The 14,528-nt window shown below is 71.3% G+C and carries 13 protein-coding genes; 7 read left to right on the top strand and 6 right to left on the bottom strand.

Annotation, left to right across the window (positions count from 1 at the left end):
* Positions 1–215 precede the first annotated feature (215 nt).
* From WMF46_RS35465 to WMF46_RS35455, 3 genes are all read left to right on the top strand, one after another.
* Positions 216–1,151: a hypothetical protein gene (locus WMF46_RS35465; protein WP_437981251.1), complete on the top strand. Its 936-nt coding sequence runs from the start codon at positions 216–218 to the stop codon at positions 1,149–1,151.
* A 112-nt stretch (positions 1,152–1,263) separates the two neighbouring features.
* Positions 1,264–2,880, top strand: coding sequence for an MYXO-CTERM sorting domain-containing protein (locus WMF46_RS35460; protein ID WP_437981250.1), 1,617 nt, complete (start codon positions 1,264–1,266; stop codon positions 2,878–2,880).
* 131 nt (positions 2,881–3,011) lie between these two features.
* On the top strand, positions 3,012–3,734 hold the full coding sequence (locus WMF46_RS35455; protein ID WP_437981249.1) for a hypothetical protein: 723 nt from the start codon (positions 3,012–3,014) through the stop codon (positions 3,732–3,734).
* Between the two features lie 98 nt (positions 3,735–3,832).
* On the opposite strand, the gene WMF46_RS35450 is transcribed toward WMF46_RS35455, so the two are convergent.
* On the bottom strand, positions 3,833–4,561 hold the full coding sequence (locus WMF46_RS35450; RefSeq protein WP_437987969.1) for an RNA polymerase sigma factor: 729 nt from the start codon (positions 4,559–4,561) through the stop codon (positions 3,833–3,835).
* A 246-nt stretch (positions 4,562–4,807) separates the two neighbouring features.
* Positions 4,808–5,812 carry an RNA polymerase sigma factor gene (locus WMF46_RS35445; protein ID WP_437981248.1) on the bottom strand — a complete coding sequence of 335 codons (1,005 nt, stop codon included), beginning with the start codon at positions 5,810–5,812 and terminating at the stop codon, positions 4,808–4,810.
* A 433-nt stretch (positions 5,813–6,245) separates the two neighbouring features.
* On the opposite strand from WMF46_RS35445, the gene WMF46_RS35440 reads away from it, so the two are divergent.
* From WMF46_RS35440 to WMF46_RS35430, 3 genes are read left to right on the top strand one after another with little or no spacing between them, the layout of a single operon-like run.
* On the top strand, positions 6,246–7,352 hold the full coding sequence (locus tag WMF46_RS35440; protein WP_437981247.1) for a PEGA domain-containing protein: 1,107 nt from the start codon (positions 6,246–6,248) through the stop codon (positions 7,350–7,352).
* Between the two features lie 44 nt (positions 7,353–7,396).
* Positions 7,397–8,977, top strand: coding sequence for a hypothetical protein (locus WMF46_RS35435; RefSeq protein WP_437981246.1), 1,581 nt, complete (start codon positions 7,397–7,399; stop codon positions 8,975–8,977).
* A 34-nt stretch (positions 8,978–9,011) separates the two neighbouring features.
* On the top strand, positions 9,012–10,592 hold the full coding sequence (locus tag WMF46_RS35430; protein ID WP_437981245.1) for a hypothetical protein: 1,581 nt from the start codon (positions 9,012–9,014) through the stop codon (positions 10,590–10,592).
* Between the two features lie 180 nt (positions 10,593–10,772).
* On the opposite strand, the gene WMF46_RS35425 is transcribed toward WMF46_RS35430, so the two are convergent.
* From WMF46_RS35425 to WMF46_RS35415, 3 genes are all read right to left on the bottom strand, one after another.
* Positions 10,773–11,300 (bottom strand): hypothetical protein, encoded by a 528-nt coding sequence (locus WMF46_RS35425; RefSeq protein ID WP_437981244.1) that lies wholly within the window; start codon positions 11,298–11,300, stop codon positions 10,773–10,775.
* A 296-nt stretch (positions 11,301–11,596) separates the two neighbouring features.
* Positions 11,597–11,779, bottom strand: coding sequence for a hypothetical protein (locus WMF46_RS35420; protein WP_437981243.1), 183 nt, complete (start codon positions 11,777–11,779; stop codon positions 11,597–11,599).
* Between the two features lie 533 nt (positions 11,780–12,312).
* Positions 12,313–12,966 (bottom strand): Mut7-C RNAse domain-containing protein, encoded by a 654-nt coding sequence (locus WMF46_RS35415; protein ID WP_437981242.1) that lies wholly within the window; start codon positions 12,964–12,966, stop codon positions 12,313–12,315.
* 127 nt (positions 12,967–13,093) lie between these two features.
* Between WMF46_RS35415 and WMF46_RS35410 the strand changes: the two genes are divergently transcribed.
* The gene (locus WMF46_RS35410; RefSeq protein ID WP_437981241.1) at positions 13,094–14,059 is read left to right on the top strand and encodes a matrixin family metalloprotease; all 966 of its coding nucleotides are present in this window, start codon (positions 13,094–13,096) and stop codon (positions 14,057–14,059) included.
* A gap of 168 nt (positions 14,060–14,227) precedes the next feature.
* Here the strand turns inward: WMF46_RS35410 and WMF46_RS35405 are convergent, their stop codons facing one another.
* The gene (locus WMF46_RS35405; protein ID WP_437981240.1) at positions 14,228–14,467 is read right to left on the bottom strand and encodes a hypothetical protein; all 240 of its coding nucleotides are present in this window, start codon (positions 14,465–14,467) and stop codon (positions 14,228–14,230) included.
* Between the last annotated feature and the right edge of the window lie 61 nt (positions 14,468–14,528).

The raw sequence follows: 14,528 nt of genomic DNA, 5'->3' as shown, positions 1-14,528 counted from the left end.
CGGGCGCGCGGGCCGGCGCTCGGCCGCGGCGACGCCGCGAGCCGCTGTCTTTCCTGTCGGTTAAGTCCCGGTTTCCGGCGGAGAACTCCGCCGGATCGCGTCGCTCACGTCTTGCGGGCCGCCTTGCGCCCATGCTACTCGGCTTTCGCACGGGCATGCTCCCCCGCGCGCCTCCCGCGCAGGGGCGCCGCCTGGCAGCCGATCGGAGGCGGGCCATGGAAAGCGCGATACCGCTCGGGAAGAAGCAGATCATCGACGGCCAGCTGCGGGTCTACTACTACGGTTACTGGATCAAGGCCTACGAGGCGCCGGCCGACACGCTGCTCGCGAAGAAGCGCCTCATCGAGGCGCTGACGCGGCGCCTGTTCAACCACGTCGAGCACGGCATCAACGTCCCAGGGAAGCGGCTGGACGAGGCGCGGCTCGCCTTCGAGTCGGAGACCGATCCGCAGCGGAAGCGCGTCAAGGGCGCCATGCTCGCCGGCGCGATCTTCAATCGAGCGACGGATATCTTCACCAAGCTCGTCGAGATCCAGGCGCTCGGGGTCACCATCGAGCCCGACAACGCCCTGATGCGCGAGTGTGGAGAGCACCTCCTCGAGGCGCTGACGCTCGGGAAGATGGTGCTCCACCGCAGCGGCGAGGAGGGGCTCGACGAGCTCTGGGGCGAGCCCTTCAAGGCGTTCTCGTTCCCGATCGAGGCGTTCTACAACAGCCGGTATGTCAAGATCGCCCAGAGCATGAGGGCGATCGACGGCATTCGCGACGCGATGATCGCCACCTTCGCGGGCTCGCCGATGTTCGCCGGGCTGGACCGCCTGGCCCGCGAGTTCGCGCACGCGGCCAAGATCAAGTGCGAGACGCTGCGCACCGACGACGACATCTTCGAGGTCTGGACGTCGTTCGTCGTGTCGGCGGAGAAGCTCGCCGGCTTCCAGCCGCTGCTCGGCGCGGACGCCTCGCCTCACGAGCGGGAGCAGGCGGCCCGGGGCGTCGAGCTGATCGTCCGTGGCAAGAACGTGATCTCGTACATCACGCGCGCGCGCGTGCCGATGCCCAAGACCACGGGCGAGCTCCTCGATCGGTACGAGCGCTATCGCGCCACGTACGGCGCCGCGCCCGCGTCCGGGCCCGCGCGCAGCGTCGCCTGAGCGCCCGGGCCGGCCGGAGCGGTGTTGTAGGCGGGCGCCCGACATTTCGCCTGTCTGCTGTCACGGAATGTTTCCGTTGACGCTGGGGCGCGCGTCTCTGTATCACCAGGTGATGAAATACGCTTTGAGCCTTTCGGGAGCGCTCTTTATCGGCCTCTCGTCGCTCCCCGCGAGCGCGCTGGTCACGCAGCCGAACGGCAGCGTCATGCCGCAGGACTCGATGAACAACGAGGTCCAGCTCTACACCCTGTTCGCCAACCGGGAGGAGGCGCTCGATTACCAGGCCGATGGGAACACCGAGCCGTCCACGTTCTCGCCGCTCTGCGGCTTCACGGCGGAGCTGGTGCTCCGGCAGACAGGCTCTCGCCTCGGGGTCGGCTGGTACAACGTCGACCCCGCTGCCACGGCGCCGCCGGCGATCGACGACATCCACGAGATCGTCCCCGCCGGCTCCTCGGTCGGCACCATCATCACCGCCGCGGATATCCGGAGCAATCCAGCCTATGCGGGCGGGCAGATCGGCTTCGCCCTCATCGGCGCGCAGACCCACTACTCCGAGCAGCGCTGGAATCAGGTGTGCACGGGCTGCGCCACGCCCGGGCCCTGGGTCACCGCCGTCATCTATGCCTCGACGGTGACGCCGAACGCGTTTTACGTCGCGTTCGAGGATGGCAACGTCGGCCCGAAGCCTGGCGACTTCAACAACGATGGCGACTACAACGATTATGTCTACTTCTTCAGCGGCCTCACCTGCACCGGCGGCGGCGAGCCGTGCGACACCGGGCTGCCCGGCGTGTGCGCGCCAGGGGTGACCCAGTGCGCGGCGGATGGGCTCACCTGCCAGGGGCTCGTGCCGTCGTCGCAGGAGACCTGCGACGGGCTCGACAACGATTGCAACGGCACCGCCGACGAAGGCGACCTCTGCCCGCCGGAGCACGTCTGCGACCGGGGCGTGTGCGTGCAGGCGTGCGGCAGGGGCGAGTTCGTGTGCCCCTCGGACAAGGCATGTAATGCCGCGGGGTTCTGTGTCGAGCCGGCCTGCGCCGAGGTCGCCTGCGACGCGGGCCAGGTGTGCGTCGGCGGGCAGTGCCGCGCGCCTTGTGATGGAGTGCAGTGCCCCTCGCCGACGGTGTGCCGGGTCGGGGTGTGCGTCGACCCGTGCAGCACCGTGACTTGCGAGGAGGGCACGGTCTGTGACGGCGGCGTGTGCAAGCCGGAGTGCCCGTGCACGCCGTGCCCGAGCGGGCGCGCGTGTGAGGAGGCGAGCGGGCTTTGCAGAGAGTCGGCCTGCGTTGGCGTCGAGTGCCCGCCTGGCCAGCGCTGCGACGCGGGCACGTGCGTGGACGCGTGCGCTGGAGCGGTGTGCCCGAGCGGGCAGACCTGCGCCGGCGGCGCTTGCGTGGAGGACACGAGCACGACAGCGGCGAGCGGGACCGGCGGCTCGACGGGCGCGGGCCTGGACTCCGGCGCGGGCGGCGGCCTCACCGATCCGGCCGGCAGCGGCGCCACGGCTAGCAGCAGCGGCGGTGTCGGCGGCTCGGGCGGCGGCGGCTCGGGCGGGGCCGCCGCGGGCGGCTCCGGCGCGGACAGCGGGTGCGGCTGCACCGTGGCCGGCGCGCACGGCTCGCTCGGAGCGCCGCTCGCGGCCATCGCGCTGGCGCTGGCCGGCGCGCTCCGCCGGCGGCGGCGCGGCAGCGCCTCCGCGGAGGGCCAGGCGCCTCGGGGATAGGCAGGGCCATGACAGCGCCGTGGCCGCTCCTCTCCGGCGAGCGGTCATGGCATAGTCCGTTCATGAGACGTGAACTCCTTGGCTCCGTGCTGTGCGGACTGCTCCTCGCCGCCTGCGGCGATGATGAAAACGTGTCCCCGATCGGAGCGGGCGGCATGGGCGGCGCGGGCGGCAGCACGAGCAGCAGCGCTGGCGGCGGTGCGACCGGCGACGGCGGAGGCGGAAGCGGAGGCGCTGCGCCGGTCGCCTGCGGAGGGAGCGCGGGAGCGACCTGCGGCGAGACGGAGTACTGCGCGACGCCCGACCTGGCGTGCGCCGCAGAGGCGCAGGGCGAATGCACGCCGAGGCCGAGGGTCGGGGAATGTCCGGACGAATGTCAGGGGGTCTGCGGGTGCGATCAGCGCACCTATTGCAATGAGTGCATGGCGCACGCGGCCGGAGTGAACGCGTCGAGGGACACGGTTTGCGCAAGCGCAGATTACGTGATCGCCGATCACGACCGTGTCTATGTGCACCACGCCGACCTGCGAGAAGATCGGTGTCTGGCGATCTCGATCGCGGCGTTCGCCGACAGCGATCCGCTCTATGCCGGGGTCGAGCTGGAGGACTTCTGGGGCGTGCTGGACGTGGCGCTCACCGACCAGATGGGCGATTGCACCGAGCCGGGCATGCCGCCCGACGACGAGCGCACGCATGCCGTGACCGGCGCCACCGGGACGATGTCGTGGGAGGCTGAGCCGAACACCGGCATCCCGTGCATCATCGACATGGATATCACCGTCACGCTCGACGGGGAGCCGGGGACCGTGCGCTTCCAGGAGACCGGCGTGGTCGTCGACAACACGTGCCTGTAGCCAGCTGCTTGCCGGCGACCGGATCCGGTCGCGAGGCTGCCGGGCTGCCTGCCCGTGATCGGGTCCGGTTTCGCGAGGCTGCTCTTTCTTTCGCTGCTTCACCATGCCCCCGGTGGCATGTGAACCCGGGGCTTTGTTGTGCGCTCCTCCTCCGCAGCGAGGCGCCTCGCGAGCGCTTCCTGCGCGCCCCGGAGCGCTCTCGTGCGCCGCTTGTACGCCGTGCTGAGGGGCATCGCTCTCGTCTCGGCGATGTCTCTCATGGAGATCTCGTGGAGGTCGCGCTGGACCAGCACGGAACGCAGCTCGAACGGCAGCTCCCGGAGGAGTGATCTCATCAGGCGCCGCCGCTCCGCTGCGAGCAGGAACTCGATGGCAGTCGCACCCCCGCCGCCCTCGCTCAGCTCCACGGGATCCGTGATGACCTCGTTCCGCCGAGGAGCCTTCGCGTGGTAACGCGCAGCCAGGTTCACCGCGAGGCCGTTCAGCCACCGCGCGCTCGGGCCGCGCGAGGGGTCATAGTTGCCGAAGCTCATGATAGCCGCCAGGAAGACGTCCTGGCTCAGGTCGTGCCGATCGCGCTCGGGCACACGGAGCCGCGCGAGCCACCGGCGAACGCGCCGAATCGTCTCTGCTTGAAAGAGGCATTGGAACGCATGAGCCCGAGACGGGCTCGCGGCAGGCTTCACCTCGTTCTTCCGAGGTCCCGGCTGCGCCGTCGTCCGCTGCGCGGCGCGAGGCGCGCCGGATGCGCTCGAAAGAACCGTCCTGTTGTGTCGCGCCGGAGGAGCCGCCTCCTTGGCGAAGACGTGTGTTCTGATGGAATGCATCATCACCCCTCGCGGGGGCAGCGCCAGGAGCTCCATGGCTCGCCTCCAGGTGAAACGTGAATGCTCCGCGCGAACGCTCGTCCGCGCGCGGACACGATCGCTCCTCTGCGGGCGTCGCTCGGCGCGCGACGCGCTCTCAGGAGGTGCTCAATCCCCTGCGACGAAGGCCGCGAACCACGGTGGTCCAGCACCGCCTCCGTGACGAAAGGGCACGCCGTGTGCGCAGCGATGCCTATGGCGCCGTCATCACCTGAGCCCGGCCAGCTGCGCCTCGCGTTCACCCGCCAGGCGACCGCGCGGGAATCGCCGCCCGTGCTCCTCCAGCAGGCGTCGCGCCTCGACGAGCGACACGGCATCACCGGCCGCCATGGCCGTCCGTGCGCGGGCGATCAATTCCTGCTCGCGGGAGCTGATCCGCGGGCGCTGCGCCGCTGGCCAGCCTGTCGGCATGGCGGGGACGGCAGGGGCCGCCATCGCCCCATCCAGCGCCGGAGGGGCCATCATCGCCCCGCCCAGCGCGCCGCTCGCGCGCGCCGGCCCGGCGGGGTTACGCGCGGTCTTTTCGGTCGCCGGCCCGGTCGTCCTCCTGGAGAGCAGGGGAGCCATGCAGGGGCGGAGAAGCTCGACGGGCTCCACCGGGCCCACGGCAAGCACACCGAGCGCCGCCGCGCAGGCGATGGCGAACCCTCGCGCCATCCAGCGCGCGGGACTACCTGGCCGCCAGGAACACCGCTCCAGGAGCCAGGGCGGGAACAGCGCGGCGCGCAGCCGGCGAGCGCCGCGGCGTCGTTGCCTCGCTTCCCAGCGGGCCGCCGCCTCTTCGAACTCCTCCCAGGCCCGGCGCAGCCGACTTCGTGCCGTTTCCAGCGGGATCTCCTGCTCTCGAGCGACGTCGGCGATCGGCCGCTCGAGCAGCTCGCACGCGATGAACACCCCGCGGCGCCGCTCGCCGATCTCCTCGATGAACTGCCGCACCAGCTCCGCCTCCTGGCGAGCGATGGCGTGCTCCTCGGGGCTCTCTCGCTCATCGCAGAGCGCCGCCTCGTCGAGGCCCGTGAGCGCCTCCTCGCGCCTGCGCGACGCTCGCCGGTGATCGCGGGCCGTGTTCAGGACGACGCTGTCGCACCACGCGCTCGGGTTCTTGGCCAATCGGGCCTGCTCCCGCCGCTCCCAGAGCCGCACCATCGCGTCTTGCGCGACGTCGTCGCGGTCCCGCTCGGGCACGCCAGCGTAGCTGATGAGCGCTCTCACGCGGGTGGGTACAGGGCAGGTCGGCGTTGGTCGGTCCACGATCCAGCAGACGATCCGGCCCCGGCTCGACGGTCAAAAAATCGAAAGAATCGACCGAGTCCTCGCAAGGAGCGCGGCGACTGGCTCCACGGTGGGCGAGCCCGAAGAGAGGACCGAGCGGCTCGGTGAGGTTTCCTCCTCCGCCGGCTGCGGGTCTCAACGCGTGCCCAGCGGCCGTCGTGGGGGCGGTGCTCTTTCCGTCCTCAAAGGCCCTCCGGAGCGGAGTCGTGCATTGTATCATCATTGCTGAAATTCTCGTGTATCCGGTGGCTTACGGACGATTTCTGACCATCGTGAGCTCACTGGACCACGAGGCCGAAATACGAGGAGGCTCGGCGCTCGCGGGTCCCTGCTCGTTGACATGGGCCCGCGCACAGGAGTATTCCGGGGCGGCGTGCGCCATGCGCTCCTCTCCGTCCTGCCGTGCGTCTTTCTCGGCGTCGTCGTGGCGCTAGAGGGCGTGGCGAGCGCGCAGGATGCCCATGGGCTTGCGGGGCCGCAGGAGACATCGACCGCGGAGGATCTGCTGCGCCGTGCTCGGCAGGCGCGCGATGCCAGGCGATGGGCCGAGGCCGAGGCGGCGTACGAGGCGGCGCTGAAGGCGGCCGACGTGGCGTGGACGACCGACGCGGCGCGCGCCGAGATCGCCGCGGAGCTCGGCCTGTGCGAGCTGGCGCTGGGCAGCTATCGAGACGCGGCGGACCACCTGGCGCAGAGCTTGAGACACCGCGGCGTGCTCCGCAGCCCGTTGGCGGAGCGGGCCGAAGAAGGATTGTTGAAGGCCGAGAGCCGGGTGGTGACGCTCTATCTGGGTGTGAGTCCACCGGACGCCGAGGTCTTCGTCGACGGCAGAGCGCTGGGTCGCCGGGCGCCGACGTACGAGCTGTTCCTGGAGCCGGGGCAGCACACCGTGCGGGCGCGGCTGGATGGCCACAGCGAGGCGGTGGGCGCGTTCGACGGGCAGGCGGGCAAGGCCAGCTCGCTGACCCTGAAGCTGCCTCGCGCGCCGGAGCGCAGCGCACAGGAGCGCGGCGCGCTCACGGCGGCCGGCGCCGGTCCGGCGCGGCCGGCAGCGCCGTCGCCTCCTCCAGCGGCGCGGCGGGCGCTTCCCCTGACGGAGCTGCGGATCGGGGGCGCGGCGCTGGTGACGGCCGCGCTGGCGGCCGGCACGGTGTTCCTGCTGCGGGCCGATGTGATCGACGGCAACCTGGCCGAGCGGGACGTGGTGCTCCGCCAGCGCGGATGGACGTCGACGACGTGTTTTGGGCCGAACGCGCCCTCGGCGTGCGCGGAGATCCGCAAAGAGGCGACCGAGCGGGGTCGGTTCGCCACGCTCGGCAACGTGGCGCTGGCAGCGGGGGCCGTGTTCGGGATCGCGACGGCGGCATCGTTCCTTGTGGAGGGATGGCTCCTCGACGGCACGCCGGCCCGTGCAGGCGTTCACGTGGTCCCGAGCGCGACGGGAACGCAGGCCGGGCTCGTTCTTCGGGGCGTGTGGTGAGACGACGAGGGGTGATGGGGACGCGCGGGAGGCAGGGTCGAGGAATGCTGCGTTCGGCCGCGGCGATCGCGCTCGGATGCGGGAGCGCCGCGGGGAGCGCAGGGTGCTCCTATGCCGAGGACTGCACGACGACGTACAGCTGCGAGCCGCTCCCTGGCGAGACGCCGCCGGCGCTGCCGGCGTCTCCGTGTGAAGGCGATCCCGCGACGAGCCCGGCGAAGGACGGGTGCGGGGTGTTCGTCGCGCGGCGCGGGGACGACGCGAGCGACGGGACGAGGCAAGCGCCCGTCCGGACGCTGCAGCGCGCGGTGGAGAAGGCGTCGGAACCTGGGGGGACGCGGCGGGTGTACGCGTGCGCGGAGGACTTCGAGGAGGCGGTCACGCTGCCGTCGGGCGTCGCGATCTGGGGCGGCCGGGACTGCTCCACGGCGGCGTGGACCTGGGGCGGCAAGGACCACTTCACCGAGGTCGCGCCGGGGCCGGAGCGGGTGCCGCTCATCGTGGAGGCGCGAGAGGCGAGCATGACGTCGGCCGTGTTCGGCGTGCGGCTGGTGGCGGCGGACGCGATCCGCCTGAGCGGGTCGTCTATCGCGATGATCGTGCGCGAGGGCGCCGCGGTGGACGTGGTGTCGAGCGAGATCCTGGCGGGGAACGGCGCGAATGGGGCGGACGGGGAGAGCGCTCCGCAAGGATGGCGGGCGCCGGATGGGGCGGGTGGCCAAAAGGGGGGGGACGGGTGCCTAGAGGACTGGACGGAGGGCGCTCCGTCGGCGGTCACCGTATGCGAGGACGGCACGACATCCATCGGCGGCACGGGTGGTGACGGCGATGTCGCTGCGGGCGGCGACGGCGGGCCGGGCGCACCGGCACCAGCGCCTGGCTCGGTCGACAACGGCGAAGGGGGAACGGGCGGGCCGATGACCTGCACGCCCGGCAAGAATGGCGGCGCTGGGGAGGCCGGCGCGCACGGGGTCGGCGGCGGGACGGGCGTAGACGACCCGCTCAAGTACGGAAGCATTAGCGCGCGCGGCTGGCAGGGTTTCTCGGGAAAGGACGGCCAGAACGGGGGGATCGGCCAGGGGGGCGGCGGCGGTGGTGGCGTCGGGCCGAACGGGAAGTGCCGCCCGGTGGATCCGCAAGGCGGACCGTCCGGCGGCTCGGGCGGGGGCGGCGGCTGCGGGGGACGCGGTGGCCGAGGCGGCGGCTACGGGGGTGGCAGCTTCGGGATCATCGCGCTGCATGCGCACGTCATGGTGGACAAGACCGACATCATCACGGGGGACGGCGGTCGCGGCGGCAACGGAGGGCAGGGGCAAGAGGGTGGTTGGGGCGGGGGGGAAGGTGCCCGTGGAACTATCCCAGGCACGGGCTACCGTGCATGCGAGGGTGGGATGGGTGGCGATGGCGGCAAAGGCGGCGATGGCGGCGGAGGGCTCGGGGGCGTCTCCATAGCCGTCGCGCGCGTGGACAGCAGCGTTCACCTCACGGAGAGCGCTTTCGGGCGCACCGGAGCCCCCGGCACCGGGGGACTCGGAGGCAACCCAACCGAGGACACAGCCAGCGGGGAGAGCGGCAAGGCCGCAACGCTCTGGGATTTCCCCGAGCTGATCGTGCCGCCCGGATGATGGATTTCGCACGGGGATGGGCAGAGAGAAGATCATGAAGATCACAGCCGTTGCATGGGTCCTCGTGCTGTCTTCTCCGGCCGCCCTGGGGTGCGGAGCGGAGCCGTTCGCCCCACCGTGCGCCGAGGGGGGCACCTGCGACCCAGAGCCCTCGGCCGCGCCCTCGGAGGAGGAATGTCTCGAGGGCCTCGCCGCGCTGCGCGTGCAAGCCGGTTGCGGGGTGTTCGCCAGCCGGGCGTGGGGAGACGACAGCAATCCTGGCACGATGGACAAGCCGGTGAAGACGCTCACCCGGGCGCTCGCGCTCGCGCCGCACGCGCGCGGGCGGGTGTTCGCCTGCACCGACGCTTACACCGAGGCCATCACGTTGCCCTCCGGCATCGATCTGTGGGGCGGCTTCGTTTGCTGGTCGAGATGGAGACACTACACGGAAGGGGCGACCAACAAGCCGGCGAACCTCGCTTCACCGGACGCTGGAGGTCCCCCGATCACCGTGGTGGCAGCACTGGGCGACGGCGAAGGGGCCACCGACGGCGTATCCACGATCGTGGACATGCATGTGCAGCACGAGCGCAGACTGCATTCGGATCGCTCTTCCATCGCGATGAGGCTCCAGCCGGGCGCGGTCGTGGAGGTGCTTCGGAGCGTGATTGAGGCGGACAGGGGCGGGTCGGGCGAGGCCGGCCAGGATGCGGTCTACGTTGATCCGCAGCCAGCGTACGGGGAGATCGGAGCGATCGGCAGGGACGCTTGCTCGGCAGCGACCGTGGCCGGCGCGCCCGCGGTGACGACCGTATGCGGCGACATGGTGTCGACGGGCGGCAAAGGGGGCGACGGGGCCCCGGACCGCGGTGGCGATGCCGAGGACGGCAAGCCGCTGACGGCCCCGAATCCCAGGGAAGCGGGCCTGGGCGGCGCGGGCGCGAAGGATGGCGCCCCGTGCGCGGACGGCCGTCGTGGGGATGACGGCGCGCCGGGCGAGCCCGGCGCAGCCGGTTATGGTGGACGCCTCACCGAGGCCGGGTGGGAAGGCGTGCCCGGCCGCCAGGGCGGCACGGGAGCGCCCGGTCAGGGGGGCGGCGGCGGCGGCGGCGCGCCGGGCGGCCGGAGCGCCTGCGGCAACGCGGCGCTGGGCGGCGCGTCGGGCGGCTCGGGCGGCGGCGGCGGCTGTGGCGGCTCGGGCGGCCGTGGCGGCGGCGCGGGCGGCGCGAGCATCGCGATCTTCGCCCATGCGGGCAGCAAGCTGACACTGAGGGAGACCCGGGTCATCACGGGCCAGGGCGGCTACGGCGGCCGGGGAGGCGAAGGCCAGATGGGCGGGCAAGGCGTGCAAGGAGGCCCGCCGGGGCAGCCGCCGGACCAGGGCGGCGAACACGCCTGCCGAGGCGGCTACGGCGGCTGGGGCGGTACGGGCGGCTACGGCGGCGGCGGCGCCGGCGGGCCCTCGATCGGCATCGCCTATGCCGACGACGAGCAGCTCACCCTGGATCGCGTCACGTTCGAGATCGGCGAAGGGGGCCCGGGCGGCATCGCGGATGTGGAGGACGAGACGCGCGACAAGGCGAACCGAGGCAGCGACGGCTTCGCCGCCGAGACGATGCGCTTCGCGCGGTAGGTGCGCGCGCGGGAGCGCCGCGACCGGTTCCCCTGACCGGTCGGGAACAGGGTAGGACGATCGCCTCGCCCCAGGACCAGCCGCTGTGTTGACGGCCGCTCCCATCTCGCCGTCTGCGCCGGGAACTTCCATCGCGCCTCGTCTGCTCCCGTCACGTGCAGCGCTGCCGGCGAGCAGGCCTTATGCGTTGTCGTTGCTTGGTCCTTCCAGCGGCCCCTCGGGCGCGTCCCACCCGCCGGGAGGCTCTTCAATTCCCAGTGCGGCGAGGAGCTCGCGGGCGGCCTTCGAGATGCCTTTGGGGATCTCGGGCCCCGGTTCCCAGGCCGAGAGCAGCGCGCGAAGCCTCCGAGCGGGCGCGGCGAATTTCTGTTGATCGAGCTCCGTTCCGAATGCGGACAGGAGCTGGTCCATATGCTCGACCAGATGCTCTCGCGACGGCCACGACGTCGCCTTGGCCCAGAGCAACGGCGAGGCGAGCAGCTCGGCGACGTTCACTGCGCCCGCGAGTGCCTGGGCCAGCTGGGCCGCCTTCTTCGACGCATCGCCGTAACCCCGCGGCGCGCCCACGGCCTCCGCTTCGGGCGGCGGCTCCGCGTCGTCTGTGTCGCGATCCGTCGCCCGGACCTGGTAGCCGTCGTCGTTCTCCCAGCCGCAGGCGGGCACCCTTATGCCGAGCGAAAGACAGAAACGCCGGGCCGCCTCGTACACTGCCTGCGGGACCTCCTCGCCCTCTCTCCAGGTAAGAACCGCTTCACGGAGCTCTCGCGCTCGCTCGCGGGGCTCATCGAGCGGGAAATACGCGATGTAGTCGTCGGCCGCCAGGAGGACTTCCGCGCGCGTCGGTCGTCTCACGAGGGTCGACAGCCTGCGGGCCGAGGTCATCTCACGCAACAGGTCGAAGGCGTTGTTGAGGGCCTCGCCCTCCTTGTCGTCAGGGTCCGATCTTCGACGGATGGTGCGCGGCTCTCGCGGTTGGGTAGGCTTCACGGTATCGTCGCTCCTGCTCACGGATACGGCACACAGACGGGTCCGAAGTAGATGTTCCTGAGTGCCGAGATGGCGCCGGCACCGACGGCGACGACCTCGGGCGGCGAGGTCCCGGTCTTGACGCAAACATAGGAGCACCACGCTCGTATCATGATGTTCTGCAGGAGCTCGTTCACGAAGTCCGGGCACGTCCGTCGCACCCGCTCTGAAATATAGCGGGTCGCATTCGGCCACACTGCCAAGCTTCCAGCCGCGTAGCATGCGCGCTCTCCCACCACAAGCGAGCGGCGGATGAACTGCCGGCAAGCGGCGCAGCGCCGTGTGGCCGAGGGCCACACGGGCGGAACACGCTGTTCGGTTCTGAATGTGGAGAAAGGGGGACGGCGACGACTTGCTCGCACTGCCATTGCAAAGGGAGATCGGCGGGATCGGGAAGGACGCCTGCTCGGCAGTCCCCGTGACCGGCGCGCCCGCCGTGACGAGCGTGTGTAGCGACCAAGTATCGACGGGCGGCAAAGGCGGTGACGGGACCCCGAATCGCGGGGATGGAGAGGACGAGGAGCCGCTGCCGACCCGAACCCAGCAACGCAGGCCTGGCCGGCGCAGGCGCGAAGGACGGCGCCGGGGGCGAGCACGGCCGCAATGGCGAAGACGGCGCGCCGGGCGCGCCGGCGCCGACGGTCAGGGCGGACGCCTCACCGAGGCCGGGTGGGAAGGCGTGCCCGGCGGCGCGTCACGGCGGAGGCTTTCGGCCGCCCGCCGGCGGTGCAGGGGCCTCGGTCGCGGCAGCCACCCCGGCCGCGGCGGACACGCCGGCGACGATGCCGCCCCAGTGGCTGCCTTTCCACAGGACCTTGCCGCATCGATCGCACCGCCAGAACTCGTCGTGGCGATCCGCCACCGCCGCCGGCACCGCATCCCGGACGCTCTCCTTCGGGGCGGCCGTGAGCGCGCCGCCGCACGCCATGCAGCGGGGATCCCGCACGGGCAGCCCGAGCTCCCGCAGCACGAAGCCGGCCTGCTCCGTCGGCCGCAGCCCGCGCGGCACGTAGAGCCCGCGCACGGCCGCGGTGCGCAGGGAGCGCCGCTCGAACACGCCGGCGTCGGAGCTCAACAGCACCCGGCCGGTCTGCTGCGCGAGGCGCACGAGATCGCCGTCGTCGATGCCGTGCTCGAACATGGCGTCGTAGCCCGCGCCGCGCAGCCAGCGCGACAGGCCGCCCAGCATCGCGTCGCACAGGAAGCTCGGCGCCGCCGCGCCGCCCTGCGCCGGGGCCGCGCTGTCCTGCGCCGCCGCGCCGCCCTGCGCCGGGGCCGCGCCGTCCTGCGCCGGGGCCGCGCCGCCCTGCGCTGGATCGGCTCCGCCGCCCGCCTCACCCACGAGCATGCCCCATCACCTCAGGATGGCGGAAGGCCAGCGGGCGGCAAGGGCGCCCCCGGCGAAATCCCCACGCGCCCGCCGCGCGCTGCTACCGTCGGCGTAGGGTCAACCGATCGTGGAGGAGTCGATGTCGATGAAGCGTGCATGGTGCTCCTGCGTGGCGGCCGCCCTCGCCGTGCTGGCGAGCGCGCAGCAGGCGTCGGCCTACTGCCGCTCGAACACCTGCAAAAGGTCGGAGCTCTGCCTGCAGGACGACCAGCCGGTCGGCGAATGCAAGCCTCTCCGCTGGGCGGGCGATTGCATCGGCTTCAGCATCCAGGAAGACGCGTCCAGCGAGATCTCCTACCAGGAGATCTCCGACGTGCTCGAGGCCGCGTTCGACACGTGGATGCAGGCGCCGTGCGACGGGGGAACGCCGGGGCTCCGCGTCCAGAACCTCGGGCCCGTCGCCTGCGGAGCGGTGGAGCTCAACGCGAGGGACGGCAAGACAAGGATCGTCGATGGCCTCGTGCCGGGCAACACCAACGTGGTCGTCTTCCGCGATCTGGAGTGGCTCGCGAGCTCGGGGCACAACAGCGAGATGCTCGCGCTCACGACGGTGCAGTTCGACAGGAAGACCGGTAATCTCTGGGGGGCCGACATGGAGATCAACACCGATCTCTACGATTTCACCGTCGGGGACGACTCCGCCGCGCCGAGGGAAGATCTGCTCGCCATCGTCACGCACGAGGCAGGGCATTTCCTGGGCCTCGACCACAGCATGGCCGGCCCCGAGGCGACCATGCACTCGAGGTACGACAGGGCGGACCCGATGAACTTCAGGACGCTGCACGACGACGACATCGCGGGCATCTGCCAGATCTACCCCCCTCGGGATCTCTCCACGTCGACCTGCAACCCCATCCCTCCGCACGGGTTCTCGCCCGAGTGCGCCGACGATCAGATGGTCCGCTGCAGCGCGGCGCCGCCCGCCGCCGGCGGCCCAGGGTGGAGCGCCCCGCTGGCCGCCGTCGCGATCGGCGCCGCCGCCTGGCTCCGCGCCGTCGGGCGCTCCCGCGCCGGCGAGCGCAACCCAGAACGGCGGGGGTGCCGGCAGTGAAGGGTGAATACCGGCCATCACGTGACCGGCTTCTTCACCGACCCGACGCGGGACGCGATGAGCACCGACACCGGACCATCACACGCGACGCGCCGGGTGGCCGGCCGGCGTGGGAGGTAGCCAGCACAAACCTGGGTTCGATTCAGCTTTTATTTGATTCGAAATTTTTCATTCATGCTCAGCGCTCGAATGCCTCGCAAAGAGTCCCGCGAGCGCATCGCCGGCGAGGATTTTACCGTTGCTCGTGAAGACCTCGACCTCCACACTTCCGTCGGAAAAGAACTCGACCTCCCACCGTTCGCCCGGCACCGCCACGAGCACCATGATCGACTCATCTCGGTTGTGCGCGAGGGTGTAGCTAAGATGGCCAGCATGCAACCGCTGCAGGAAGGAGAGCAACTCGTTCATCGCGTCCATTGTATTACCTATTTATCCACAAGCATCGGTTTCGCCGGGACGATCTCGACGT

The sequence above is a fragment of the Sorangium sp. So ce117 genome, from assembly GCF_051524395.1.
GTDB lineage: Bacteria > Myxococcota_A > Polyangia > Polyangiales > Polyangiaceae > Sorangium > Sorangium cellulosum_B.
This window is presented reverse-complemented; position numbering and strand designations above follow the sequence as displayed.

Bases quoted from the DNA above. Each gene is read 5' to 3' on its own strand.
- WMF46_RS35460 (WP_437981250.1), top strand. From the start codon at position 1,264: ATGAAATACGCTTTGAGCCTTTCGGGAGCGCTCTTTATCGGCCTCTCG.
- WMF46_RS35435 (WP_437981246.1), top strand. From the start codon at position 7,397: ATGCTGCGTTCGGCCGCGGCGATCGCGCTCGGATGCGGGAGCGCCGCG.
- WMF46_RS35430 (WP_437981245.1), top strand. From the start codon at position 9,012: ATGAAGATCACAGCCGTTGCATGGGTCCTCGTGCTGTCTTCTCCGGCC.
- WMF46_RS35410 (WP_437981241.1), top strand. From the start codon at position 13,094: ATGAAGCGTGCATGGTGCTCCTGCGTGGCGGCCGCCCTCGCCGTGCTG.
- WMF46_RS35465 (WP_437981251.1), top strand. From the start codon at position 216: ATGGAAAGCGCGATACCGCTCGGGAAGAAGCAGATCATCGACGGCCAG.
- WMF46_RS35405 (WP_437981240.1), bottom strand. From the start codon at position 14,467: ATGAACGAGTTGCTCTCCTTCCTGCAGCGGTTGCATGCTGGCCATCTT.
- WMF46_RS35415 (WP_437981242.1), bottom strand. From the start codon at position 12,966: ATGCTCGTGGGTGAGGCGGGCGGCGGAGCCGATCCAGCGCAGGGCGGC.
- WMF46_RS35450 (WP_437987969.1), bottom strand. From the start codon at position 4,561: ATGCATTCCATCAGAACACACGTCTTCGCCAAGGAGGCGGCTCCTCCG.